A 25,679-nucleotide genomic window follows, 5' to 3' on the forward strand; every position below is an offset into this window, starting at 1 on the left:
TCCAGGCAGCCGCGCCTTTGGCGCCGTCCTTAGTACGGGCAGCAGCGGGCCTTCCTTTGGTCGGCTTTGGTTTATGGGCTGGTTTTGAAGAAATGCAGATGAAGTCTAGGAGCGTATGGAATGGAAAACAGGCAGGCTTTGATTGAAATTGAGGGCCTAACGAAGGTCTTCTATACCGATGAAATCGAGACGCACGCGCTCTCGGGGATTCATCTGACGATTTCCAAAGGCGAGTACGTCGCCATGTCCGGCCCTTCAGGCTGCGGCAAGTCGACGCTGCTCTCGATCATCGGCCTGCTGGATACTCCGACCGGCGGCAAGTATATGCTGAACGGCCACGCGGTTGAGAATCTCAACTTCGCGCAACGCTCGCGCATCCGCAACCAGGAGATCGGCTTCATCTTCCAGAGCTTCAACCTGATCGGCGATCTCACTGTGTATGAGAATGTCGAGCTGCCGTTGACCTATCGCACCGGCATGTCTGCCGCTGAGAGAAAGCGCCGCGTACAGGAGTCGCTCGAGCGCGTTTCGATGGCGCACCGCATGAAGCACTATCCTTCGCAGCTTTCCGGCGGTCAGCAGCAGCGTGTAGCTGTGGCTCGCGCATTGGCGGGTTCGCCGTCGATCCTGCTGGCTGACGAACCGACCGGTAACCTCGACTCGCGCAACGGTGAAGCCGTGATGGAGCTGCTGCAGAACCTGCACCGTGAAGGTGCGACCATCTGCATGGTGACGCACGATCCCCGCTTTGCACGTCATGCCGAGCGCAACATTCACCTCTTCGACGGCAAGGTGGTTGCCGAAGGCGAATTCGCAGAAGCGTCGATGCAATAGGGGCCTCATGATTCAGCTGAAAAATATCGAACGCAGCTACAAGACCGGGGCCGGGCAGACGTGGGTGCTGCGCCGCATCAACCTGGAGATCCGCGAAGGAGAATTCCTGACCATCATGGGACCGTCGGGGGCGGGCAAGTCGTCGCTGCTGAACGTGCTTGCCCTGCTCGACGACCAGTGGGCAGGGGAGTACTGGCTCAAGGACGAGCCGGTACACCTGATGAATCGCAAGCAGCGCGCAGAAGTGGCCAAGCGGAATATCGGCATGGTCTTCCAGAGCTATCACCTGCTGGACGACCTGACTGTCGCGGAGAACATCGATCTGCCGCTGACGTACAAAAATATGCCGCGCAACGAGCGGCAGGGCATGGTGGCCGATACGCTTGACCGCTTCCAGATCGTCGGCAAGAAGGACCTGTATCCCTCGCAGCTTTCCGGCGGACAACAGCAGCTTGTAGGCATTGCCCGCGCCGTGATTCACAAGCCCTCGCTGCTGCTTGCCGATGAACCCACCGGCAACCTGCACTCGAGCCAGGCGAAAGAGATCATGGAGCTCTTCAAGCAGCTCAACGAGCAGGGAACCACCATCGTGCAGGTGACGCACTCGGAGGCGAATGCAGCCTACGGTTCGCGCGTGATCGAGGTGCGCGATGGCTGGCTGACGATGGATACGGCGCATCCTGAACTGGCTGCTCCTACAGCCTGATTTGTGTTTTTAGATCTCGAATATAAGGCAGGAATTTCCTTGAGCAGGTTGAAGATGACAGGGCGTGAAATACGAGTGTGGCAGCGGGTATCGGCGGGCTTGTTGAGCCTGGTGTTGACGCCGGGAGGCTTTGCGCAGACGACGCCCGAGGCTCCAGCAGCACAACAGCAGGCTGCGCCGCCGAGTATCGCGCAGCAGGCTCAACAGTCGCAGCAGGTAGGACCGGTAACGGCGCAAGGGCAGGGGCCATTCCATTTACAGGTGCCCCGTTCGCATAATCCTTTCTCGCCATATATGCCTGCGACTGCGCCACCGCTGAATCTCACCAACTCCTCGCGGCTTCACGATCTGATTCGGGACGGCAAGCTTTACCTCTCGCTTCGCGACTGCATTGCACTGGCACTTGAGAACAACCTCGACCTCGCCTACTTCCGCTACAACATGCCCATTGCGGAAGCCGATTTGTTGCGCACGAAAGCAGGCGGCTCGGCAAATGGTGTGAATACGAGCATCGCGCAGGGAACACAGGGCGGATTCAGCTCCGGCGGTGTAGGCAGCGGAGGCGGCTCGAGCAGTGGGGCGACGGCTGCCGGCGCTGGCGGTCTTGTTACGTCGACTCTCGGTAATGGTGCGGCTATCAACTCGTTCGATCCGCAGCTTGGCATACAGGGGTTTGTCGATCACACCACACAGGTACAGGTGAATCAGATTCAGTCCGGTGTGCCGATCCTGAAGCAAAACACCATTGAGCTGGAGTCCAGCTATTCGCAGGCGTTCCCGCTCGGCACCAATTTCACCGTGACGGACTTCGGCTATCGCGAAACCACGAACAGTATTTTTAATATCCTTAGCCCGCAGCTCACGACCAACTTCAACTTCACTATCTATCAGCCGTTGTTGCAGGGTTTCGGGCTTGCTACCAACGAGCGCTTCATCCATATCGCCAAGAAGAACCTTGAGCTCACGGATCTGGGTTTCCGCGCACAGGTGATCGCCACCATCACTCAGGTGGAAAACATCTATTGGGACCTGGTGAGTTCCTATCAGGATGCGCAGACCAAGGAGCGTTCTCTAGCCTATGCGAACGAAACCCTTGCAGACGACCAGAAGCAGTTTGACCTCCAGAACATTCCTGCCATGCAGGTGATGAAGGATCAGTCCGCCGTGGCGACCAGCGAAGGTGATTTGACGGTCGCAAGAGCGACGCTTCGGCTGAATGAGCTTCTCATCAAGAATGCCCTTACCAAGACCATCGAAGACCCGACGTTGGCAGAGATGCCGGTTATTCCTCTCGATCTGACGGGCGCAACAGACCCGAAGGAAGTGGAGCCGATCGATCAGCTCATAGCCGAGGCAGAGAAAAACCGGCCAGACGTCTCTGAAGATCAGATTCAGATGGAGATCGCGCAGAACAACCTGAAGACCATCAAGAACGAATTGCTTCCAAAGCTTTCTCTCTACGGAGAGTATGTTGGCTACGGCATTGGAGGTCAGCTCAATCCGGCTTGTGCTCTGGGTAACGAATGCAGCACAACCCTACCCACGGGCTTTAGCGGTGCTTTTCAGGACACCTTTAACTACTCTTCCCCCGAATACCAGGTCGGTTTTGCGCTGAACATCACTCTCCGCAACCGCCAGGCCAAGGCTGATCAGTTTCGTGCTGTGCTGGACTATCGCCAAAAGGAACTGACGTTCGAGCAGCAGAAGAAGAGCATCTTGCTCGACGTGCGCAACTCGCAGTATGCGCTGCAACAGGCTCAGGCTCGCGTGACGGCGGCGCTGAAGGCTCGCGATCTCGCGCAGAAGACCTTCGACATCGCCAAGCAGGAGCAGAAGCTGGGCGCGATGTCGAGCTATGACACGCTGACTTCCGAGCAGGCGCTGGCCGTTGCAGAGTCTTCCCTTGCAGTAGCTCAGAGCGCTTTCGAGAAAGCCAGGGTCGATATCGACCGTGCCACGGGTTCCACGCTAGAGCGTACCGGTGTCTCTCTTGATGACGCGAAGAGCGGCGTCGTAACTCATCAATAGGCTGCTTCTCGAATGCATTGGCGGGCGCGGGCTTCAGCCCGCGCCCTACGGATCAGCAGGAACGGGCCTTCGGGCCCCTGAGGTTTCTTTCAAGCGCCGGTATACTAAGGCATTCGATGGCGACGACCGTACATTCCGGCAGCAGCATACAGAGCTCCACGCAGCGAAAACCGCTGGTGCTGGTGGCTGACGACCAGCCTCACATTCTTGAGGCGCTTGAGCTGTTGCTTGAGCCCGAAGGTTTTCGCATCGAGACAGCGCGTTCGCCGCTCATGGTGCTTGAGGCGCTGAAGTCGGAGACGTATGACGCGCTGCTGATCGATCTGAATTACACGCGTGACACCACGTCCGGCAAAGAAGGTCTTGACTTGCTTTCGCAGATCAAGGCGCACGACAGCCAGATGCCGGTGATTGTGATGACGGCCTGGGCGAATGTCGAGGTTGCGGTCGAGGCAATGCGGCGCGGTGCGCAGGACTTCGTGCAGAAACCCTGGGACAACGCCCGGCTGCTGGCTATTCTGCGTACGCAGATCGATCTCCACCATGCGGTGCGGCGAGCGCAGCGGCTTGAGGCGGAGAATCGCCTGCTGCGTGCCGATGGGCTGCCGGAGATGATTGCTTCTGCTCCTTCGATGCAGCAGGTGCTGGCGACGATTGCGCGTATCGGCCCGTCGGATGCCAATGTAATGATCACCGGCGAGCACGGCACCGGCAAAGAAGTGGTGGCGCAGACACTGCACGCGCTCTCTTCGCGCGCGTCTCGCTCGCTGGTTGCCGTGAACACTGGAGCCCTGCCCGAAGGCACTTTCGAGAGCGAGTTGTTCGGCCATGTAAAAGGCGCTTTTACCGATGCCCGAACGGAGCGCATCGGCCGCTTCGAGCTGGCGGACGGCGGCACGTTGTTCCTGGATGAGATCGCCAATGTCCCGCTACGGCAGCAGGCCAAGCTGCTGCGTGTGCTCGAGACGGGCGAGATGGAGCGCGTTGGCTCCTCGAAGACGCGGCGCGTCGATGTGCGCGTGCTCTCGGCGACCAATGCCGACCTTCATGCCGAGGCCGAAGCGGGACGCTTCCGCCCTGACCTGCTTTTCCGCCTGAACACCGTTGAGATCCATCTGCCTCCGCTGCGCGAGCGGCGCGAGGACATTCCCGCGCTGGCAGCGCACTTTCTCGCGCGTTACGTGCAGCGCTACCGCAAGCAGGTATCGGGCCTCGATGCGGGAGCGATCCAGGCGATGTTGCTGCACGCGTGGCCGGGCAATGTGCGCGAGCTCGATCACACGATTGAGCGTGCGGTGCTGATGGCTCGCGGTCCACAGATCGAGACCGCAGACCTGGGACTAAGCCCGGGCCGCATCTCCAGCCAGGGACTCGAAGAGATGAGTCTCGAGTCAGTTGAGAGTATTCTCATCCGCAAGGCCTTGTCGCGTTCCGCCGGGAACGTGAGCCAGGCCGCAGAGGCGCTCGGCCTGAGCCGTGGCGCGCTGTACCGGCGGATGGAAAAGTATGGCATCTAGCTACAGGCGCCGCAGCCGCAGCAATCCGGGGCGTGACAGTCTTTCGTTTGAGAGAAAGCTGCAGCTCTTCTGCGCGCTGATGGCCCTGCCTGCCTTCGCGCTGCTGGCCATCCTGCTGTTTGTGCTGCAGCTATCGGCGGCAGCAATTGCAAGCATTCTTTCTATTTCGGCCCTGGCGCTGCTGCTTGCGATCGCGGCATTTATGGATCAGGTGATGCGTCCGCTGCAAACGCTGGCCAACGTGGTGGCTGCGTTGCGCGAAGAGGATTACTCCTTTCGCGCACGGGGAGCGCGTCGCGACGGGCCCTTCGGCGATCTCGCCATCGAGATCAATGCGCTGGCCGACATTCACCAGTCGCAGCGCCTGGCTTCGCTCGAGGCGGCAGCGCTTTTCCGCCGCGTAATCGCCGAACTGGATGCGCCGGTGCTGGCCTTCGATCATGGCAATCGTCTGCGTCTCATTAATCCGGCTGCGGAGAAGCTTTTCGCCGTGAACTCGGCGCGCGACCTGGGGCGCACGGTAGCGGAGCTGAAGCTCGAGCACCTGCTCGACCAGCCGGACGAGGGCGTACTTGTGCTCGATGGGCAGAGGCAGGCGGGTCCACCGTCGCGCTGGATGATCCGGCACAGCGATTTTCGCCAGCAGGGAGTGCCGCATCGACTGCTGTTGCTCTCTGACGTAAGCGCGGCTCTGCGTGAAGAAGAGCGCGTGGCATGGCGCAGACTGATTCGGGTCCTTGGGCATGAGATCAGTAATTCGCTGGCTCCCATCAAATCGATTGCCGGCAGCCTGCGCACTCGCCTGCCGCAGGGGGAGCAAGCCTTGCCGGATTTCGAGCGCGGACTGGGCGTGATCGAGGGCCGGGCCGAGGCGCTGAACCGGTTCGTACAGGCGTATCGGCAACTGGCGCAGCTTCCGGCGCCGGTGCGGCGGCGGGTGCAGGTGCGTCCGCTGCTCGATCGCGTGGTGGGCGTGGAAACCCGGATCGAGGTGAAGTTAGCGACGCAGATCGAGGCAGAGTTGGTGGCCGATCCCGATCAGCTGGAGCAATTGCTGATCAACCTGGTGCGAAACGCGGTAGAGTCAGCGATCTCCGCTTATGAGGATGCGCTGAGCGAGGGCAGGCAGGCCGCGCAGCCCGCGGTTAAGATCGACTGCGAGGAACTGCGGGACGTGCTGCTTATTCGCATCACGGATAACGGTATCGGGCTTACGAATCCGGGCAATCTTTTTGTGCCGTTCTACACCACCAAGAAGTCGGGCAGCGGTGTAGGTTTGGCCCTGGCACGGCAGATTGCCGAGGGGCATGGCGGAACCGTTGAGCTGCACAATCGCACAGATGCCACAGGTTGCGAGGCGGAATTGCGTATTCCTCTTCCGGTCCGGATGGATACCGATACGGAACGCGAATCCGAAGCCGCCGCCCAGCCGCAACCCTCAATCGATCCGGCTCCGGTACGATAGAGGAGAAAACGATTCGCTGGAGCAGAGTGTGAAGGAAGTTGTGACGGGATCAGTATCGAAGTTGAAGGTAGCCATTCTTGGCTTTGGAACTGTGGGCAGCTCGGTTGCGCGCATCCTGACCGACATGAAGCCGGAAGGCATCGAGCTGACGCACATCTACAACCGCAATGTCGCGCGGAAGAAGGCCGACTGGGTCCCGCCGTCGGTGGTCTGGACCGATGACGTCGAAACCATCTTCGCCTCTGACGTGGACGTGATCCTTGAACTTGCCGGCGGTCTCGACCCGGCAGGTGTCTGGGTTCGCCGTGCTCTGGAATCGGGCAAATCCGCGGTGACGGCGAACAAGAAGCTGATTTCGCTGCAGGGTATTGAGCTTGAGAAACTGGCACGCGCCAAGGGCGGTCACCTGCTCTACGGGGCGGCGGTTGCCGGGGGAATACCGGTCATTCCAGGTCTGCAGCAGGGGCTTGCGGGCGACAAGGTGGTGCGCATCGAAGGCATTCTCAACGGCACCTGTAACTTCATCCTCAGCAAGATGGAAGAGGGCGCGGAGTTTGCCGATGTGCTAAAGGAAGCACAGGGACTCGGCTATGCCGAGGCAAATCCGACCGAAGACGTCGATGGTTTCGACGCCCGTGCCAAGCTGGTCATCCTTTCGCGGCTGGCTCTGCGCGCCGACCTCGATCCAGAGCAGATCCCGTGCCGTTCGATTACCGAAGTTGCCGCGATTGACTTCGCCTACGCAAAGGAGCTGAACTGCACGATCCGCCAGATCTCGCGCGCCGAGTATCGCGAGGGCGATGTGCTGGCCAGTGTCGGTCCCATGCTGGTGCCGAAGGCTTCACCCCTCGCCTGGTCGCGCGGTACGGAAAATACGGTTCTTATCGGCGGCCACTACGGCGGCGACGTTGTCTTCTCCGGTCACGGCGCAGGCGGTCATCCCACGGCGGTCGCCGTGGTCTCTGACGTCATCAGCATTGCGCATGGATCCCGCGCGGTCGATCTGCCGAGCAGGAAGACGGCCATTGGTGGGGAGTTCCTGCTACGCCACTCTATCCGCTTTGTTGTGCGCGACGAGCCAGGCATCATCGCCGAGATCGCCGAAGCGCTGGCCGAGCAGGGAATCAGCATTCACGCGATCTTCCAGCGCCCCGGCTACAGCAGGGATGCGCTGCCGTTCGTCGTCACAGTTGAGCCCTGCGCAAACTCGATGCTGAAGAAGGCGCTCGAACGCATCGGCAAGATGAAGTGCCTGCTCGAGAAGCCATTCGATATGCAGATTCTGGAGCCGGAAGAGTAGGGAAGCAGGGGATTGAGAACGGGGTCTTCTATGTCTGATTTTGAGAGATGGGCCCGACTTCTTTCCATGCTGGCAATTTTCGATTTGTTGAAATAGGATGTCTCCTCATCTCAAAGGCGGAATGCAGGACTTCCGCCAAATCGGGTACAGGAGGAATCATGGCAAGCTGTGCCGCACAACAATTCACTGGCGTATCAGCTGAGCGTTTCGCGTGCCTTTTAGATAAGGCTCACGAAGCCGGTATCAACATCAATGGCGACAGTGGTTCGGCTACACAAGATGGAATCGAAATTTCGTGGAATTTCGATTCAGCTGCGCAAACACTAACCATTCAATGTACTTCGTCGCCCTTTTATGTGCCTTGCGGAGTGATCAACTCCAGGATTCACGGGTTAGTAGATAGCTGTTTATAAACGACGCCCCTGTCTCGCTTCTGAGGCAGGGGTGAAACGTCCGCACCTCTGACATATCAACTCACAGAAGATGCGTAAGATCCCAAATCGCAAAAAATGAGATGTGGGCACCTGGCATTCCTCAGTTGATCTAATCGACAGGCCATTCTTTTAGTTCCTGAATATCGTTGGCGACGGCGCGGCCGTCGCCATTATCTCGATAGCCGTAACAGTAGTCTGAGGGCGGTTCAAACAGGCTGGATGCTGGATCGAGCGAGAGATGTTCGAGTCCGGAGACGGTCAGCTGAGACCGTGAGGGGTTCCATCGATGACTCGGATCACCAGCCGCATTACATCAGAAGTCCACACTTCGTGAATGCGCTTAACTACTTCGTGATTATCTGATCCTTCATGAGCGATCACTGACTTCATCTGCATCTTTCTCCCTGCAGCTGAGATAGACGCTCGACGGTGGAAAAGCATTCGGGACTGGTGCCTCATCCCTAAGGGGCGCCGATGCAGCTCAACTGCACAACTCTCTAAGAATCGCGCGTAGATGTGCCTCGGTGCAGTCCACATGAGGGAACTCGAACAAGCCTGCGGGCACTACGGAAAAATCGGTGCCGGCGAGGAGCACAGCATCGGCGCGCTCCCGTTCGAGTACTGCCGCGGCCAGCGCGTTCAGCTCAGCGATGTCGGACGGTTCTCCGTAGGCCTGCTGCGCAAGTTTCAGATAGAGTTCGTGAATCCGGTCGGTCTCTTCTGTTGACGGACTCGCAATCTCCACAACCCCGTCGAGGGCTTCAAACAGGTTCGATTTGATGACGTATCTTGTTCCGAAGATTGTCACCCGCCGTAGCTTCCTCGACCGCACTTCATCCACGATCACTTCAAGCAGATCGATGATGGGCAACGGCGAAAATTCCTTGAGCCGTTTGATCGAGAAGTGGGGCGCAACGGCTGGGATGGCAGCGACAGTTGCTCCCGCACGTTTCACACGCTCGATGAGTCCCAGGAGATAGTTCGCCAATTTGTCCGAATCGTTAGCAGAAAGGCACTCCAGGACCGTTGGCAGGTCCGCATGCACCATGCAAAACTCCATCGGCCCGCGATCGCGTGGCCATTGCTGCGCGAGGGCCTTGTAGCAATGGCATGCAGAGCCGACGGCAAGACCGCCGACCAAGCCAATACAACGCATTCGTACCTCCTGTGAGAATTTAAGAATGCCACACGCCACGAGTTTCACCGCCATGCACGCAGGGCAATTCGATAAGACAGCGATTCCGCGTCCGTTCGTCTAAGTCCACATTGATCCAATCGCGGGAACAATTTAGGCTTGCGCCTGAGAAGATATTCGGATGGAGAGAGCCATGCCCGCACTGGAACTGAAAGTTGCCGAGACTGTCCCCCCTGTCTCCAGCACGCGTCTGCGCGCCCTTCTGGAGAAACCAAATGCAGTGGTTCTGCGCCGCAATCACCTGGTGCAGCCTGCTACGGGTGATGATCCAACGCTGCACGGCCGTTTGCGCGTGACCTCGGTCCTCGCGGTCGATATTACGAATCCGCCCCAGGTGACGGCGGGCAAGGTATCGGGCCGGCAGGATGACGATTACAACCGCGACGAGGAAGAAACAGGGGCCGAGCTTGAGAAAGACGAGTTCGAGGAAAGCTTCGCCAAGGGGGTCGAGATCTTCATCGGCGGCGAGAAGCAGAGCTTTCTCGTGATGGTCGATTACGACGAGCTCTCCTCGGCTCTGTCTCTATTCGACGCCTATGGCCGTATATCGAAGTACGAGCCTGCATTTTTGAGACTCGATCAGCGGAGCCTTGGGATTACTTACACCTTCAAAGAGGGGCTGGTAGTCGGGCTGAGCGGAGACCCCGAGCAGTTTCGCGAAAAGGCCGAGAGTTTTTTTCATAATGTGCCGGTGCTGGCACATCCAGACGATTGCCGGCTGCGCAGTTTTTCTACGCGGCTTCCCCATAGCGGCATCGCTTACATGCAGGCTTTGTTGCAGGAGGCTTCGGAATGGCTGAATCAGAATTCCTACGGCAACATTCTCAGCGCCTGAAGATCGCCGGTCTCCTACTTGTCTTCGCCCCGTTTTGCATCGCGGCTGCCCAGTCCGCCCCTGGTGAGAAGACGGAGACAGGGCAGGGGACTACCGGCAACGGGCAGCCGGTGAGCTATACCATCCGTCTGCTCCCACTCGCTTCATTTCCTGAGCTTCCCGCGACGGTAGCGGCGGTCCTGCAGACGAAGAATTGCCTGGTTCCGCAGACCTTTGAGGCGCATGCGCCTGAAAATGTGATTCCTGGAGCGTTTGAGAAAGAGGGTTCGCAGGACTGGGCCGCGCTTTGCTCGGCGGATGGCGTGACGACCTTGTACGTCGTCTTCGGCTCGCATCCCGCTACTCCGGTGGCGCTGCGCAGTCAGCCGGACGCAAAGTGGCTCGGGTCGGAGCAGGCAGGAGTCTATGGTGCGGCCTGGGGTATTTCACGTCGTCCCGGCGACCAGCTTCGGCCGGCACGCATGCAGGTGCAGGGCGGCGGCTCGGTTCATTCCTATGATCATGACGGTATTGAGGATGCGTTTGTCGAAAAGAATTCGACGGTGCACTACTTCGAAGCCGGTCAGTGGCTGGTTCTTGAAAGCGGGCAGTAATTTTCATCGGCATGGTCCGGTGATCCGTTTTTTTGAGCTCTGAAAATTCCCTCATTTCTTCCCGCAACAAAACTTTACGTTCGGCGTTTATACTGGCGCAGCGCTGGATCTTTCCCGGATCTCCACATTTTTGAGTGAAGGGAGCCGATTCTGAATTGTGCAGGCCCCCACATGCACATCGTTAAAGCTCAGCCGGATGTTTAAGCGGAGACGCGATTGTCGTCAGCCGCCGCCGGTCTGACCGGATTGCAAGATCGTCATGCATCGATAGAATGCAGCTTTCTTTTAGTACCCAAAGCGTCTGAACGTTTTTGAGGATGGCCATGTTCCAGAAAACTCTCCGCACCGTCAGCACGGTTGTGCTCGCTTCCTTGTCTCTTCTCTCGCCGCATTTTCTGAATGCACAAACGGCGGCCAGCAATGCCAGCTCCCTGGTAGTAAACAGGCTGACTCAGACGATTAATGAGAAATCGCTGGTTACGCTAAAGGGAACAGTGCATCCCCTGGCTCGCGCCGCGAACGACCGGGGGGCGGTGCCCGACGGCATGGCGCTCGACCGGCTGCAGGTTGTCCTGAAGCGCAGTGACGCGCAGGAATCGGCGCTGAAGCAGCTGATCAGCGACATGCATACGCCGGGCAAGGCGAGCTATCACAAGTGGCTGACGCCGACGCAGTTCGGCGAGCAGTTCGGGGCCTCGGACCAGGACGTGCAGACGGTCGAGACATGGCTGCAGGCCAAGGGCTTCGCGGTGACGAAGGTGAATCCGGGTAAAGGAACCATCGAGGTTTCCGGCAACGCCGGGCAGTTCCGCACCGCCTTCCATGCGCAGATTCACAAGTACATGGTCAACGGCGAGACACACTACGCGAATGCCACCGATCCGCAGATTCCTTCGGCGCTGGCTCCGGTCTTCGGCGGATTCGCTTCTCTGAACAACTTCAAGCCGAAACGCCTGAGCCGCACCCTCGGTAAGGCGACCTACGACCCGAAGACGGACAAGGCGAAACCACAGTGGACGATTGGCGACAGCACCAATGGGGTGACCTTCGCTGTCGGTCCGGGCGATTTTGCCGTGCAGTATGACCTGAATCCGCTTTATTCCGCAGGCACCAACGGCAGCGGACAGACCATCGGCATCATCAATGACTCGAATATCAATATCGCGACGGTGAATGCCTATCGCTCGCTCTTCGGTCTGCCTGCGAATCCGCCGCAGGTGATTATCGACGGCAACGATCCTGGCATCGACGGTGTGAACAATCCTGACGGGCCGAATGGTGACTCAATTGAGGCGTATCTCGACGTCGAAGTGGCTGGCTCGGTAGCCCCGAATGCCACGGTCGATCTCGTGATCGGGGCCGATACCTCGTTGGAGAACGGCCTGATCCTGGCGGCGGAGCATGCCGTGTATGGAAATATCGCGCCGGTGCTCAGCATTAGCTTCGGCTTCGGTTGCGAATCGAGCCTGACCACCTTCAACACCTTTCTCAGCCAGCTTTGGGAGCAGGCGGCTGCGCAGGGCATCACCGTCATGGTCTCTACCGGCGACAGCGGTTCTGCGGGATGCGATAGCTCGACTGAAAACTATGCGGTCAACGGACTCGGAATCAGCGGACTCGCGTCGACTCCTTATAACGTAGCGGTGGGCGGTACGGACTTCTACTACAGTGACTACGCAAGCGGCGCGAATAGCAGTTTCAACTACTGGAACTCGACGCCCAGCAACTCGAGCTATGCGGTTTCTCTGCAAACGCCGGTGCCCGAGCAGCCCTGGAACGACAGCCAGTTCGGTCTGAATGCGGCGAGCATCTACAATTCCTACGGCTACACCACGATTGCGGGCGGCTCGGGCGGTGTGAGCAGCTGTGGCATTGCGACTACTGATGGCACCGGAAATCCGAGTTGCGCCCCCTATCCCAAACCCGTATGGCAGACCGGTACCGGCGTGCCGGACGACAAGGCGCGTGACATCCCCGACGTATCGCTCTTTGCTGCCGACGGTTTGAATTACAGCTATTATCCAGTTTGCGCGGCAGATGCCGATTGCCAGACGGGCGGGAGCAATGTTCAGGTGACAGGCGTCGGAGGTACATCTGCCTCCAGCCCTGCGTTTGCCGGCATCATGGCACTGGTGAACCAGAAATATGGTCCGCAGGGGCAGGCGAACTACATACTCTATCCCCTTGCAAAGCAGTTTCCCGCGGCGTTCCACGATGTACAGAACGGAAACAACTCTGTGCCATGCAATGTGGACACGATCGCATCCAACCTTACGCAATATACTCCGGTGGATTGCATCGCGGTCTCCAACCCGATTACCTTCGCCGATCCCAATTTCGGTTCTGTCGTTGAGGGCCAGCTGGGCACCGGATCGACGCCCGGTTACAACGCCGGCGCCGGATATGACACGGCAAGCGGCCTGGGCAGCGTGGACGCGAATGTACTGGTGTCGAACTGGGGTAATGTCAAGTTCCAGCAGACGAATGTCACCCTTACTCCGTCTTCGACTTCCTTTACGCATGGGACGGCTGTCACCTTCAGCGGTTCGGTGAAGCCGGCTTCGGGCAGCGGTACGCCGACCGGCGATGTGGCGCTGATGACCGATAGCACCGAGACGGCAAACCAGGGCGAAACCTTCTTCACCCTCACCGACGGCGGATTCTCTAACCAGTCGGTTAAGTTCCTGCCTGGCGGCACCTACAACGTATGGGGACATTACGGCGGAGACTCGACGAATGCCGCGGCCGACTCCGACAAGACGCAGATTACGGTCGATCCGGAGAACAGCACTCTGACTCTGAGCGTCAATGATGTTGCTACCGGTCACGGTTATGGTTCGGCTATTACATCCGGTGCGACAGGTGTCCCTTACGGCACGCAGCTGATGCTCTCAGCGCAGGCAACGCCTTCGAGCTGTGGCACGAGCTGTTCCGGCTTTACTTCACCGACGGGCACGGTGGCCTTTACTGATGGCGGCCTGGCTCTGAACACTGCCATCATCAACGCAGAGGGAGACGCCGAATACAACGGGAACTGGGCCGTCGGCAGTCATTCCGTCACGGCAGCCTACTCTGGCGACAATAGCTATAACAAGTCGAGTGCGGCTTCGCCTTTCACCTTCACGGTCGTCAAGAACACGCCGCAGATTAATATCTACTCCGCGGTTGGCACACAGGACGGTTCGTTGGTAGGCGGTCAGGCGACCGTCGTCTCGATCCAGGTGCTTAACAGCGCGAATCTGAACAACGAGACCAATTTTGGAATCGGCTTCTCCAATCCTACGGCTGCTCCGACGGGATCTGTCACGCTAACGGGCTTCCCGTCCGGCGTGCCTGCGACGGCTACTCTTCAACCGGTTGTGGATGCTGGAAGCAATTCGGCGTCCGCCGTGGCTACAATCACGCTGCCGGCAAACACCTCCGCGAAGACCTATAACGTCACCGTCAATTACGCAGGTGACAGCAACTATAACTCGGCGAATACCTCCGGCTCGATCAACCTGGAAACAGTCGGTGGTACGGCGACAACAACTACAGCGAGCCTGAGCGGCAGCATCTCGCCGACAACGCAGGTTGTATTGACGGGTACAGTCACGGGTTCATCCAGCCACGGTGCACCGACTGGCAACGTGCTCATTTATTCCTCGGGCTATATTCTCTACAGCCAGGTCGGTCTTACACCGAGCGGCGCAACCACTTCGAGTTTCACCACGGTATTGAACAGCCAGGTCCTGCTGCAGGGCACGAATACGATTACCGTGCAATATCTTGGAGACTCAAACTACGGGGTATCGTCGACCACCCTCAGCAGCAACGTATCCAATCCGCTGTCGGATTTCTCGATGGTGCCGGATACGACGATCCTGCCTGTGGCAGCAGGCGCGAGCGCTACCGATAACATCGAGCTGTCTTCTACGAACAGCTTCAGTGGTGCGGTCAGCTTTACCTGCACGGCAGCTGCAGGCATAACTTGTTCCATCAGTCCGGCATCGAGCAACTTCACTGGTGGAGCTGCCAATACTGCCGTTCTTACGGTGAACGCCGATTCCTCCACAGCGAACGGCAACTACAACGTGCTGATTACGGCGACCGGCCCCAATGGCCTCTTCGTACACACGCTGGGCGTAACTGCCGCCGTTGGACAGGGTACAGGCACTGCGACTGCAGGATTCAATCTCACAAACAGTGGAAACCTCTCGCTGTCCGCTGGCGCTTCCAGCGGCAACACCGCAACAATCAATGTGAATCCGCTGAATGGATTTACCGGAACAGTGAACCTGGCCTGCACCGTGGCTTCACCGACCGGAGCGAACCTGCCTGCGACCTGCACGGTGAATCAGTCGGTCAGTATCGGCAGTTCCGGCGCAACCACAGCTACGCTTACGGTGGCTACAACCGCCGCGACGACTACAACGGCATTCGAGACACCCTTACAGAAGCTTGCCGCAGTCGGCGGAGGGATCGCCGTAGCGGGGCTGCTGTTCTTCGGCATCCCGGCAAAGCGCCGCAGCTGGCGGACGATGCTCGGCATCATTGTCTTCGCGGTCGTCGTCGGATTTGGAATCACCGGTTGCGGTTCGAGTAGCGGATCGAGCGGCGGTGGAGGTGGAGGCGGCGGTGGAGGTGGCGGCGGTACCACCACGCCTGGCACTACGGCTGGGAACTACATCGTAACCGTGGCCGGCACCAGCGGATCTGTCACTGCTTCGACAAACGTAACCGTAACCGTCAACTAGCCTCAGCCCTTACCAGAAGGCCGCGTTCAAACGCGGCCTTTTGCTTTGCTGCAAGGGCTGAGACAATCGATGCATCCCCTATTACTGGAGCGTTCGTTGACTCTTCTCCGCCGCATTCGTCTTGTTCTGCCTGCGCTGTCGCTTATATCTGTTTTCGGAGTCCTTCGTGCCGACGAGGCCCTGATGCCGAATCCGGGCTCATTGAACAAGCCTGAACGGCTGGAGTGGTTTCGCGATCAGGGCTTCGGGTTGTTCATTCACTGGAGCGTTGACAGCCAGCTTGGTGTGGTCATCAGCCATTCGCTGGTAGGCGCTTCGCCCGAGTATGTCGATCGCTTTTACAACGAGCTACCGCAGACCTTCGATCCCGACGAATTTAAACCGCAGGAGTGGGCGCGGCTGGCGAAGCTGGCAGGCGTGCGCTACATGATGTTCACGACCAAGCACCACTCCGGTTTTGCGATGTGGGATACGGCGACAACTCCATTCGGGGTCATGCACACGCCGTATCACTATGACATTACGCGGCAGATCTTCGATGCGTTTCGTTCGCAGGGCATCGCGGCTGGCGTTTACTACTCTCCCGACGATTTTTACTGGTTGCGTAAGCACGGTATCGCGATCAACCGGAATATCCCTGACGTGCAGCCGAGCCACAATCCGGGATTGCTGGCCTACGATCAGGCGCAGCTGAAAGAGCTGCTGAGCAATTACGGCAAGGTAGACGCGCTGTTTCTTGATGGCGAAGCGAAGGGTCTGCGCGAAGAAGCCTGGAAGCTCAATCCCGACATCATTGTGACCCGCGGCGCGATCAGCACGCCCGAGTTGAACATCCCCGGCAAGCCTGCGCCGGGCGCCTGGGAAACGTGCATGACCATGGGTTCGGCATGGCAGTATCAGCCTCAGAATGAGCACTACAAGTCCGGCGGCGAACTGATCCGGATGCTGGTGCAGACGCGGGCGAAGGGCGGCAACTTTCTGCTGGACGTGGGGCCGAAGCCTAACGGTGAGCTGCCGATCGAGCAGGAAGAGCGGCTGCGGGAGATTGCACTGTGGATGTTCGTGAATTCGGACGCTATCTATGGCGTACGTCCCTGGGTTGTGACCAACGAAGGAGATATCTGGTTTACGAAGAAGAAGGATTCGAGCGCGCTATATGCGATCGTGGCAGCGAAGGATCCCTGGCCGCATGCTGCCTGGAAGGACATTGTTCTGCATTCGGTGAAGGCTACTGCAGCGACGAAGGTCAGCGTTCTCGGGCAGGACGACAAGGTGGTTGAGTATCATCCCGACGTCACTCCCACGACCAGCTGGCACCAGGAGAAAGATGGCCTGCACATCCGGGCGATACGCGCCCAGCGTCTGCAGGATAACCTGCACTGGCCGAACCCGGTCGTACTGAAGATTACGGGCGCTGAACCCGCGCTGGCCCCGCCGCAGGTGCAGACGATCGCGGCGAGCGGAGGCATGCTGGAGGGTGAGGTGCTCGACATGGGGGATCGCCAGTCATTGGAAGCCGGTTTCGAGTATCGCAATATTGCGGGAGAGGATACGAACGCTCGCTCCGGCGTCTGGACGGCAACGAAGACAGTCACGGTCACCCATCCAGGAAAATTCAGCGTGGCGATAGATGGCCTCCCGTCGGGTGGCACGTACGAGTTTCGTGCCGTGATCCATCATCCTTTGCTCGATGTATACGGGGCAGAATTGAAGATCAAATAGGGTCTTTTGATGGCGTGAAAGAGCTTCAGTAACCGGTATGGGACGGGCCGCAGCTTTCCTGTCTGCGACTCTGAAGAGGATCGTTTCAGGCCGGTATCATAGGAGGTGCCGCGGCACTCTCACGATGCCTCTTACACCCGTTCCCAACCCGCCATCCGCTTCTGCAACGGAACCGGTTGTCGAAGAGCACATCACCGGATTCGAACCGTTGAAGTCGCCGCTCTTCCGCAATCTCTGGATTGCATCAACCGTCTCGAACCTCGGCGGCTGGATGCAGGACACGGCCGGCACCTGGCTGATGACGGTGCTGACGACCTCGCCGCTGCTGATTGCGCTGATGCAGACAGCAGCAAGCCTGCCGGTGGTCCTGCTGGGCCTGCTGGCCGGTGCGACAGCCGATATCTTCGATCGCCGTAGGCTGCTGATCTTCTGGCAGACATGGATGCTGGCAGCGGTTGCGCTGCTGAGCGTGTTGACCTTCTTCAACATCATCTCGCCATGGGTGCTGCTCTTCCTTACCTTCTTCCTGAACGTGGGTGCGGCGATGAACAGCCCAGCGTGGCAGGCGATCATGCCAGAGCTGGTGCCGCGAAAGCAGCTTCCCGAAGCAGTCTCTCTCAACAGTGCGGGCTTCAACCTTGCGCGTGCGCTCGGTCCGGCGCTGGGCGGCATCGGCATTGCGGCCTTCAAACATGCCGATACGGGAGCTGCATGGACATTCTCGCTGAATGCGCTCTCGTTTGTGGGCGTGATCCTTGTGCTTTACCAATGGAAGCGCACTCCGCTCTTCAAGTCGGCGCTTCCCGCGGAACGCATTCGCGGATCGATGCGTGCGGGGCTTCGCTACGTGCAGTACTCGCCGATGGTGAAGTCTGCCCTCACGCGAGCATTCCTGTTCACTATCTTCGTCAGTTCGGTATGGGCGCTGCTGGCCGTGGTGGCTGCGCGCGATCTGCACCAGGGTGCGCTCGGATACGGCATACTGAACGGCAGCATGGGGCTGGGCGCGGTGATCGGAGCGACGCTGCTTCCGCGCACGCGGAGAAAGTTCTCCGCGGATAAAATCATCCTCGCTTCAACCGGCGTCTTCATCGTAACGCTGCTCATCCTTGCATTCGTGCATTTCCCGGTTGTGATCATTCCGATGCTCCTGGTGGCGGGCTTTGCCTGGACGAGCACGATGTCGACCTTCAATCTGGCAGTTCAGGTGACAGCTCCCGACTGGGTGCAGGCACGGGTTCTGGGAACGTACCAGATGGTGTTTTCAGGCGGCATGGCAATCGGAAGCGTGATCTGGGGCTTTATTGCGGAGCACCTCTCCACACCGATCTCGCTCAGCGCAGCTGCGGCCGGATTGCTGATAACGCTGCCATTGAGTCGGAAGTTCCATGTACTACGGGGTGAGCTGCCTGATCTGAGCCCGTTTCGAATGGAGGACGTGCTGCCGCAGTTAACGAATGAGCCCGGCATGTCGGACGGCCCAGTGCGCATCCTGATCGACTACATCGTGGCTCCGGAGAATTACAACGCTTTCGTTGCGGCAATTCACGAGCTGCGCGATGTGCGCCTGCGCGATGGCGCGATCCGCTGGGGTATTTTTCAGGACGCGGACAATCCGCGTTATCTGAATGAGACCTTTGTGATGGAGTCATGGGTAGACTATCTGCGCCAGCGCGAACGCTTCACCGAGTCTGACCGCGAGATTCTTGAGAAGGTGCAGAGTATGCACATTGGCCCGGAGCCTCCGGCGATTCGCCATACGATTTATGCGAAGCAGCGTAACACTGCTGGCTGAGTCAGAGACCCTTCTCCACCATCAGCAGCAGGCGCTCGGCAAGATGTTCAACATCTTTCGGCGATGCGGCGTTCAATGGGCCGTCGATCACAAGATACGCCATGCCGTGCACGGCCGACCATGCAAGATACTCAGCGTGAGGCCGTCGTGATTTGGGGAGTACTCCGGCTTGGGTCATCTGGTCGAGCGCGGAGCTGAGCAGCTCAAAAGGATTGAGCCCGCTGTCGCCCTGCTTTTCAGGGTCGTGATCGTTCGCTACCGGTTCGCGTACAGAAAATGCAGCGCGAAACAGTCCGGTCTCTCCAAGAGCAAATTTCAGATAGCCGGTACCGACAGCGCGAAGCGCGGCACGCGCTGATTCAGCGGGCTTTCGGATGCGCTTTGCTTGAACCATCTCGATTTCGATCATGCGTGCAAGCGTGGCGAGAGCCGTGGCACGCACGGCATGCAGCAATGCTTCATGATTTTCGAAGTGGCGATAGGCAGCATTTGGAGAAACGCCTGCGCGACGGGTAGCCTCGCGCAAAACGACGGCTGTCGGACCGCCCTCGCGTGCGAGATCAATGGCAGCATTCAGCAGGGCTTCGCGCAGATTTCCGTGACGAAACGTAGTGCGCCCGGCTGGCAATTTCTTTCCCGTTTTTTTCATCGTTCCTATGTGGACAGTGTACACGTCTTTTGGTAGCGTTCTGTGGACGGCGCATGTAGACTTTCCGCCCCGCGCCGTGACTTTGCCGAATAGAGGCACTCATGAGTGAGTTTCAGAATTATCCCCGCATCACGCCCTTTCTCTGGTTCGAAAGCAATGCGGAGGAAGCAGCCGACTTCTACGTCGGAATTTTCAAGAACTCACGCAAGCTCGATGCGTTGAAGAGCCCTGGTGGCGGACCTGCATTGACCGTAAGTTTTGAACTGGACGGCCAGAAATTTACCGCTCTCAATGGCGGTCCGCACCATCAGTTCAACGATGCAATCTCGCTGGTGATTCGCTGCGACACGCAGGAAGAGATCGACTACTACTGGGACAAACTGACTGCCGACGGCGGCAGCGAGGTACAGTGCGGATGGCTGAAGGATAAGTTCGGCCTGTCGTGGCAGGTGACACCGGCACGCATCGCCGAACTCGTAAGTAATCCTGCCGGTTTCAAGGCCATGCTGACGATGAAGAAGTTGAATATCGCGGAACTCGAGGGTGCAGTAGCTGGATAGATGACTCTCGCAGAACGCCACAAACACACGTAACCCAAGGAGAGACAGGATGAGCGCAACAGCGGAACAGGTGAAGGGAACAGCGGTCGCCAACGGTGACTTTATCTGGTACGAGCTGCGGACTACGGACACGAAGTCTGCACTCGATTTTTACACGCATGTGGTGGGATGGAAGGCCATGCCTTCAGGGAATCCAGGCGGTGTTGAATATACGCTGCTCGCCGTGGACAACATGCCGATCGTAGGAGTGATGCCGATTCTGCCGGATATGGCGCAGGCTGGCATGAAGCCTGCGTGGGCGGGTTTCATCGGCGTCGATGATGTGGATGCTTATGCAAAAAAGGCAGAGGCCGCGGGCGGCAAGGTGGTTCATCCGCCAACGGATATTCCTTCGGTGGGTCGCTTTGCGGCTTTGATCGATCCGCAGGGAGCCCATTTTCTGATCTTCAAGGGATCGCGGGAGATGGCGCCTCCGATGCCTGCTCCTGGCAGCACCGGAACGATTGGATGGCATGAACTTTCGGCACGCGATGAGAAGTCCGCGTGGGAATTCTATTCCGGCGTCTTCGGCTGGAAGGAAGAAAGCCAGATGGACATGGGCCCGAACGGCATCTACCGGATCTTTCAAAACGGAGACAAGCCGCGCATGGGCGGCATGATGAAGATGATGAATGATTCGTCACCGGTGCCTTTCTGGCTGTACTACTTCGCCGTGGATGAGATCGGTGCGGCGGAGGCTCGCATTCGTGAAAAGGGTGGCAACGTGGTGATGGGGCCTCATGAAGTTCCCGGAAAGGTCTACATCATCATCGGTACAGATCCGCAGGGCGCGGTGTTCGCGGTGGTCGGGCCGAAGAAATAAGTGCTCGTGACGGTGGCGTTTCCCTACGGAGACGCGGTGACCGCACAAAAAGAGGCCGAGGGCATGACGCCCTCGGCCCGGTTCAAGTGTTGGAGTGAAACTACTGCGCGTCCTGCACGCAGCGGAAGCCGAGGGCACCGGAGCGGTCGTAGCTGGGTGACATCATGAGCAGCTTGCCGTGGTTGTCGTTGCGATACGCCTGCGGAAAATACCAGATAGAGCCTTGCGGCTGATAGTAGCTGCCGCCTCGTAGAATGCCTCCGCGCGTGCGATCGTCGACATACTCGTCTGTCCACTGCCAGACGTTGCCGACCATATCCATCACTCCGAAGGGGCTTGCGCCTTGCGGGTGGGCATCTACGTTGTCAGGTCCACGCATGGTGCGGCCTTTATCGGGAACAGGAACCGCCTTGTCATCCCAGCGATCTCCCCAGGGATACGTGCGTTCATCCTTGCCTTGCGCGGCATACTGCCACTCCCACTCATGCGGCAGACGCTTGCCTGCCCACTTTGCATAGGCACGTGCGTCTTCAATGGAGACCCATGTGACGGGCTTGTTGTCCCAACCAGCGGGATAGCTTCCGTTCTGCCAGTCCTTGAGAAAGTTCAGGCTGTCCTTGGGGCTATAGTGTGTCGCATCCATGAACTTCTTAAACTCGGCGTTGGTGACAGGGTACTTGTCGATGTAGAAGGGCTTGATCTCCATCTTGTGTTCATGAAAGCGGCGTGGGCTGTCCTCCCAGGGAAACTGCACGTCTACTCCGATATCGTCCGAACCTTCGACCTCGATGCCCTGCACGCGGAAGACGTACTCGCCGCCATCGATTTTCACCATGTTTGCCGGAGTGGCCGTGGCGGCCTTCGTCGATGCAATCTCCACCAGTTGCTGCGGCATCCACTTCCACTCATGTGAGTAGCTCGACAGCGGACTCGTGGTGAGAGTCTTCATCTTCGTCATAAGCTTCTGCATCGCAGCGTTGGGCTCACCCTCGGCGGCATAAACCATGCCGAAGCCGTGTGCTTCTATGGGGAATGACAATACGGCCTTGTCGCCTTCCACCTCAGGCTTGAGTTCCACACCGTGATAGACATCGTAGTACTTCATGCCGGGGCTGTAAGCGACGGTTATCTGGCGCCCCTGCACGTCGTATTCGTTGCGGTTGACGATCGTCCAGATGGTGCGATTCTCGAGCGGCCAGCGGCTTGAGTAGACACCGTAGCGATGCATCGGGTAAAGAGGCTCCCATCCGGTGCTGGCGAAGAAGGGCGCGACGGCACGTTCCATGGTCGCCATGCGGCGCGTGGCTTCGGCATCGCGCGGAGTCACGCCGTTCCAGATGCCCCAGACATCTTCCCAGCTTTCCCATCCTTCGCCGTTGAAGAAGGCGTATTGCAGATCGTCAGTCTTATCGCGATTCCAGCGGCCCTGGATGTTGACCTGATGCCGGGGTTCAAGCCAGCGATATTTGTCCACGGTGGGGGCGAACTGGAAATCATACTGGCCCCAGGTCATCACATTCCATGCAAGGCCTTCATCTGCCGGTCCATTCTCTGGCTCGAAGACCAGTGGATGTCCGGCCTTGTCAGCAGCGAGCGAGAAGGCAAGAGGAACGCCATCCTGTGTATCGCCGTTGACGCCATCTGCATCGATCGATTTCATGAACTCCGCTGTGGCTGTGTACCAGTCTTTACCGGGGTCGCGTGTACCCTGGTCCCACATCATGATCGGGAACAGTACCTTGACGCCGCGGCGATGGAAGTCTGCAACCATCTGCTTCACGCCTTCGACGCCGCCCGGCATGGAGGCGACCATATCCTCCTGGTTGCGGTTGTCGATGCCCATGTTTGGGTATGTCGCCCAGATGAGCACCGCATCGATGCCGCCATAACGCTTGTCCAGGTCATCGAGATAGCGATCGACCGTGTACTTGCCCGCGACGGGGTCATAGAAGTAGCGGTCATGAACCATCATCTGCGGCTGAATGAAGGCCGATTGCGCCCACTTCAGCTCAGGCATGTTGTAACGCGAGCCATCGTAGCCTACGCGGATAAGCCGCTCCGTGCGCCAGTCTGTGATGGCCTTAAGCCATTCTTCATGCGCTTCCGGACTGCAGGGCGTGCTGCCGCCTTCCCAGGGAAAATGCATGGTGAGACATGCGGGAGGAGGAATTTGTTGCGCTTTAGGGTGGTAGCGGAAGTCCTGCGCCAGAGCGGGGAGAGCGAAGGTTGCAGCGAGGCAGCTTATGGCTACAGGACGTTTCAGTCTTGCGGAAATCTTCATCGTACTTCCTCCACTACTTAATTGCTGCTGGTCGATCGCGCAAGAAGCTCCTCGACTTCGCTTCTCGACGGCATGGAGGGCTGTGCGCCGGCCCTGGTTACGGATAGTGCCGCGGCTGCGGCTGCGAAGAGCGCGCTGTCGCGTGCAGACTTGCCCAGCATCATGGCGGTGGCGAATGCTCCGTTGAAGGCGTCGCCCGCGGCGGTTGTGTCCACCGCCTGCACCGGGAACGACGGCACCTGGTCACGCAGGCCATCGGTCGATGCGAGGAACACTCCGCGCGGACCCATCTTGAGCACGACATTACGAATGTTCTTATTCAGCAGAGTCTGTGCTGTTTCATTCGGTTCAGTTGTGCCATTGTGTTCGACGAAAAAAGCTGCCTCTGTTTCGTTAGGTGTGAACCACTCGACCGAACTCAACAGGGCGGGGGAGAGGGTTGCTGCCGGCGCAGGATCGAGAACGAGCGGCACTCCCTCGCGCTTACAGACTTCCGCAAGATGTTCGACCGTGGCGATTGGAATTTCCAGCTGCGTAAGGACGATGCCGGCAGATCGGATGAGATCGATGTTTGCGTCGATGTCCGCAGTTGTTACCAGTGCATTCGCACCGGCTGTGATGACAATACAGTTTTCTCCGTTGGCCGCTACGAGGATGTTCGCAACGCCGGAGCTGCCGGGAGTAGTTGCGACAGCGGATGCATCCACGCCCTCTCGTTCAAGATTGGCGCGGAGATCGTTGCCGAATGTGTCGTCGCCGAGGCGGCCAATCATCGCGACCGGATAACCGAGGCGCGCGGCTGCAACGGCCTGGTTTGCTCCTTTGCCTCCAGGATGAATCTGGAATCCTGTGCCCTCGATGGTCTCTCCCTCTTTGGGAAGGCGTGCGGTTGTAGACACGAGATCGATATTGATACTTCCCACCACAACGATTGGCTTGTTCCCAGCGGCCATAGGTCTCCTGAAGAAAACAGTGTTCAAAAGAGCGGAGCGAGCGCAATGGTGCTCAGTCCGCAAAGAAAGAAGAGAAACATCCAGGTAAGAAAGAGCCTTGCGCGCCGTGGAGAAGCGGCAAATTCCTTCCAGATAAAGACGCCCCATGCCGCCGAGATCATGGTGGCGCCCTGCCCGATAGAGTAGGACACAGCAGGGCCGACGATATGTGCGCGGGATGCGACGAAGTTAAAGATGGCTCCAGTGACCCAGATGGCTCCGCCAAGGATACCCCAGAGATGCCACGATCCTCGCGCGGAGGCGTATCCGCTCATGGCGACCGGCGCGCTGCCGTCGAGCGGCCTGCGCATCAGCAGCAGGTTGAAGGGAATGGCGCAGAGAGCCACGCCTGCGACGAAGTATAACGATGCCGCATAGGGACCGGCGGCCGCCTCGCCCGACATGGATCGTGCGACGAAAGGATAGAAGCTGCCCATGAGCAACCCAGCGACCAGGCTTATGACAACGCCGCGCGTGCTGAGCGCACGCTGCTGGCTCTCACGCAGCCGATAGGCGATGGCGTCGAAGACGATGGCGGCGACGACGAGTGCAATGCCGCCGAAGAGCATAAGCGCATTGCCGCTCGGTGCAAGAATATAGCTGCTGACGGCTCCGACCACGAGTGCGAGTCCGATGCCGATAGGGAAGGCGACGGCGAGCCCGGCGATCTCAATCGCGGCGACCAGCAGAAGATTGGCAACGTTGAAGAGAATGCCGCCAACGAGTGCAAAGAGAATGTGAGAGCCGTCTACCTGCTGAAGATCGGCAAGAAATGTGAGTCCGGATGAGCCCATGCTGCCGAGTGTGAATCCCCAGGCAAGCGCGCCAAGAACGAGGCCGATGACGTAGTCCCAGTAAAAGAGCTGGAAGCGATAGCCGGGACAAAGCTTCATGGTGTTAGCCCATGACCCCCAGCACAGCATGCTGATGAACATGAACGAGAGCGCAAGACTGTAGGTCTCGGGCTGAAACATGGGACCGCCGCTCCTTTCCTAATCCCGCCGGGCTTTCTGCAGCAGCATAGTTGAAAGCTTTCAATCCGGGCTGTCGAAGCATAGAAATAGCACTCCCGCTTTGTCAAGAAACTTCTTCAAATGGCGCCCCGGGCCCGGGCCGGTTCCGGGTTTATGCGACACTCAGGGTAAGTCCTGCTGCGAGGGGTGTAGAAGAGACCG

General features: G+C 58.7%; 18 protein-coding genes. 13 read left to right on the top strand and 5 right to left on the bottom strand.

All coding sequences use genetic code 11. The features are described 5' to 3' along the window. The first annotated feature begins 120 nt into the window (after positions 1-120). The 6 genes from LJD29_RS17600 (at position 121) to LJD29_RS17625 (ending at position 7,850) form a co-directional block, all read left to right on the top strand. The gene (locus tag LJD29_RS17600; RefSeq protein WP_446742873.1) at positions 121-834 is read left to right on the top strand and encodes an ABC transporter ATP-binding protein; all 714 of its coding nucleotides are present in this window, start codon (positions 121-123) and stop codon (positions 832-834) included. 7 nt (positions 835-841) lie between these two features. Next, the gene (locus tag LJD29_RS17605) at positions 842-1,540 is read left to right on the top strand and encodes an ABC transporter ATP-binding protein (RefSeq protein ID WP_446742874.1); all 699 of its coding nucleotides are present in this window, start codon (positions 842-844) and stop codon (positions 1,538-1,540) included. Positions 1,541-1,594: 54 nt separating this feature from the next. Further along, on the top strand, positions 1,595-3,568 hold the full coding sequence (locus tag LJD29_RS17610) for a TolC family protein (protein WP_446742875.1): 1,974 nt from the start codon (positions 1,595-1,597) through the stop codon (positions 3,566-3,568). Positions 3,569-3,684: 116 nt separating this feature from the next. Next, positions 3,685-5,085 (top strand): sigma-54-dependent transcriptional regulator, encoded by a 1,401-nt coding sequence (locus LJD29_RS17615; protein WP_446742876.1) that lies wholly within the window; start codon positions 3,685-3,687, stop codon positions 5,083-5,085. Next, a complete protein-coding gene (locus tag LJD29_RS17620) occupies positions 5,075-6,550 on the top strand; it encodes a sensor histidine kinase (protein ID WP_446742877.1) in 1,476 nt (491 codons plus the stop codon). The genes LJD29_RS17615 and LJD29_RS17620 overlap by 11 nt, the downstream gene beginning before the upstream one ends. Positions 6,551-6,590: 40 nt before the next feature. Continuing rightward, positions 6,591-7,850, top strand: a complete 1,260-nt coding sequence (locus LJD29_RS17625; RefSeq protein WP_446742878.1) for a homoserine dehydrogenase — start codon at positions 6,591-6,593, stop codon at positions 7,848-7,850. Between the two features lie 915 nt (positions 7,851-8,765). Here the strand turns inward: LJD29_RS17625 and LJD29_RS17630 are convergent. Beyond that, a complete protein-coding gene (locus LJD29_RS17630) occupies positions 8,766-9,494 on the bottom strand; it encodes an aspartate/glutamate racemase family protein (RefSeq protein ID WP_446742879.1) in 729 nt (242 codons plus the stop codon). Positions 9,495-9,612: 118 nt separating this feature from the next. On the opposite strand from LJD29_RS17630, the gene LJD29_RS17635 reads away from it, so the two are divergent. The 5 genes from LJD29_RS17635 to LJD29_RS17655 all read left to right on the top strand — a co-directional run bounded on the left by LJD29_RS17635 (position 9,613) and on the right by LJD29_RS17655 (position 19,160). Continuing rightward, a complete protein-coding gene (locus tag LJD29_RS17635; protein ID WP_446742880.1) occupies positions 9,613-10,314 on the top strand; it encodes a hypothetical protein in 702 nt (233 codons plus the stop codon). Next, complete coding sequence (locus LJD29_RS17640; protein ID WP_446742881.1) at positions 10,272-10,907, top strand: hypothetical protein; 636 nt, start codon at positions 10,272-10,274, stop codon at positions 10,905-10,907. Before LJD29_RS17635 ends, LJD29_RS17640 begins: the two co-directional genes overlap by 43 nt. Before the next feature lie 323 nt (positions 10,908-11,230). Next, positions 11,231-15,643 carry a protease pro-enzyme activation domain-containing protein gene (locus LJD29_RS17645; RefSeq protein ID WP_446742882.1) on the top strand — a complete coding sequence of 1,471 codons (4,413 nt, stop codon included), beginning with the start codon at positions 11,231-11,233 and terminating at the stop codon, positions 15,641-15,643. Positions 15,644-15,739: 96 nt separating this feature from the next. Beyond that, positions 15,740-17,365, top strand: coding sequence for an alpha-L-fucosidase (locus LJD29_RS17650; RefSeq protein ID WP_446742883.1), 1,626 nt, complete (start codon positions 15,740-15,742; stop codon positions 17,363-17,365). Between the two features lie 124 nt (positions 17,366-17,489). Further along, positions 17,490-19,160 (top strand): MFS transporter, encoded by a 1,671-nt coding sequence (locus tag LJD29_RS17655; protein ID WP_446742884.1) that lies wholly within the window; start codon positions 17,490-17,492, stop codon positions 19,158-19,160. 1 nt (position 19,161) lies between these two features. On the opposite strand, the gene LJD29_RS17660 is transcribed toward LJD29_RS17655, so the two are convergent. Next, positions 19,162-19,809 carry a TetR/AcrR family transcriptional regulator gene (locus tag LJD29_RS17660; protein WP_446742885.1) on the bottom strand — a complete coding sequence of 216 codons (648 nt, stop codon included), beginning with the start codon at positions 19,807-19,809 and terminating at the stop codon, positions 19,162-19,164. A 101-nt stretch (positions 19,810-19,910) separates the two neighbouring features. Between LJD29_RS17660 and LJD29_RS17665 the strand changes: the two genes are divergently transcribed. Then, complete coding sequence (locus LJD29_RS17665) at positions 19,911-20,369, top strand: VOC family protein (protein ID WP_446742886.1); 459 nt, start codon at positions 19,911-19,913, stop codon at positions 20,367-20,369. A gap of 49 nt (positions 20,370-20,418) precedes the next feature. Further along, a complete protein-coding gene (locus LJD29_RS17670) occupies positions 20,419-21,231 on the top strand; it encodes a VOC family protein (RefSeq protein WP_446742887.1) in 813 nt (270 codons plus the stop codon). Between the two features lie 100 nt (positions 21,232-21,331). Here the strand turns inward: LJD29_RS17670 and LJD29_RS17675 are convergent, their stop codons facing one another. From LJD29_RS17675 to LJD29_RS17685, 3 genes are read right to left on the bottom strand one after another with little or no spacing between them, the layout of a single operon-like run. Then, positions 21,332-23,512: a formylglycine-generating enzyme family protein gene (locus LJD29_RS17675; protein ID WP_446742888.1), complete on the bottom strand. Its 2,181-nt coding sequence runs from the start codon at positions 23,510-23,512 to the stop codon at positions 21,332-21,334. 17 nt (positions 23,513-23,529) lie between these two features. After that, complete coding sequence (gene rbsK / locus LJD29_RS17680; protein WP_446742889.1) at positions 23,530-24,465, bottom strand: ribokinase; 936 nt, start codon at positions 24,463-24,465, stop codon at positions 23,530-23,532. 23 nt (positions 24,466-24,488) lie between these two features. Beyond that, positions 24,489-25,478 (bottom strand): GRP family sugar transporter, encoded by a 990-nt coding sequence (locus tag LJD29_RS17685; protein ID WP_446742890.1) that lies wholly within the window; start codon positions 25,476-25,478, stop codon positions 24,489-24,491. Between the last annotated feature and the right edge of the window lie 201 nt (positions 25,479-25,679).

The sequence above is a fragment of the Silvibacterium acidisoli genome, assembly GCA_022870745.1.
Lineage (GTDB): Bacteria > Acidobacteriota > Terriglobia > Terriglobales > Acidobacteriaceae > Silvibacterium.

Bases quoted from the DNA above. Each gene is read 5' to 3' on its own strand.
- LJD29_RS17665 (WP_446742886.1), top strand. From the start codon at position 19,911: ATGAGTGAGTTTCAGAATTATCCCCGCATCACGCCCTTTCTCTGGTTC.
- LJD29_RS17685 (WP_446742890.1), bottom strand. From the start codon at position 25,478: ATGTTTCAGCCCGAGACCTACAGTCTTGCGCTCTCGTTCATGTTCATC.
- LJD29_RS17645 (WP_446742882.1), top strand. From the start codon at position 11,231: ATGTTCCAGAAAACTCTCCGCACCGTCAGCACGGTTGTGCTCGCTTCC.
- LJD29_RS17635 (WP_446742880.1), top strand. From the start codon at position 9,613: ATGCCCGCACTGGAACTGAAAGTTGCCGAGACTGTCCCCCCTGTCTCC.
- LJD29_RS17675 (WP_446742888.1), bottom strand. From the start codon at position 23,512: ATGAAGATTTCCGCAAGACTGAAACGTCCTGTAGCCATAAGCTGCCTC.
- LJD29_RS17630 (WP_446742879.1), bottom strand. From the start codon at position 9,494: ATGGCGGTGAAACTCGTGGCGTGTGGCATTCTTAAATTCTCACAGGAG.
- LJD29_RS17660 (WP_446742885.1), bottom strand. From the start codon at position 19,809: ATGAAAAAAACGGGAAAGAAATTGCCAGCCGGGCGCACTACGTTTCGT.
- rbsK (WP_446742889.1), bottom strand. From the start codon at position 24,465: ATGGCCGCTGGGAACAAGCCAATCGTTGTGGTGGGAAGTATCAATATC.
- LJD29_RS17610 (WP_446742875.1), top strand. From the start codon at position 1,595: ATGACAGGGCGTGAAATACGAGTGTGGCAGCGGGTATCGGCGGGCTTG.
- LJD29_RS17615 (WP_446742876.1), top strand. From the start codon at position 3,685: ATGGCGACGACCGTACATTCCGGCAGCAGCATACAGAGCTCCACGCAG.
- LJD29_RS17600 (WP_446742873.1), top strand. From the start codon at position 121: ATGGAAAACAGGCAGGCTTTGATTGAAATTGAGGGCCTAACGAAGGTC.
- LJD29_RS17620 (WP_446742877.1), top strand. From the start codon at position 5,075: ATGGCATCTAGCTACAGGCGCCGCAGCCGCAGCAATCCGGGGCGTGAC.
- LJD29_RS17640 (WP_446742881.1), top strand. From the start codon at position 10,272: ATGGCTGAATCAGAATTCCTACGGCAACATTCTCAGCGCCTGAAGATC.
- LJD29_RS17605 (WP_446742874.1), top strand. From the start codon at position 842: ATGATTCAGCTGAAAAATATCGAACGCAGCTACAAGACCGGGGCCGGG.
- LJD29_RS17670 (WP_446742887.1), top strand. From the start codon at position 20,419: ATGAGCGCAACAGCGGAACAGGTGAAGGGAACAGCGGTCGCCAACGGT.
- LJD29_RS17655 (WP_446742884.1), top strand. From the start codon at position 17,490: ATGCCTCTTACACCCGTTCCCAACCCGCCATCCGCTTCTGCAACGGAA.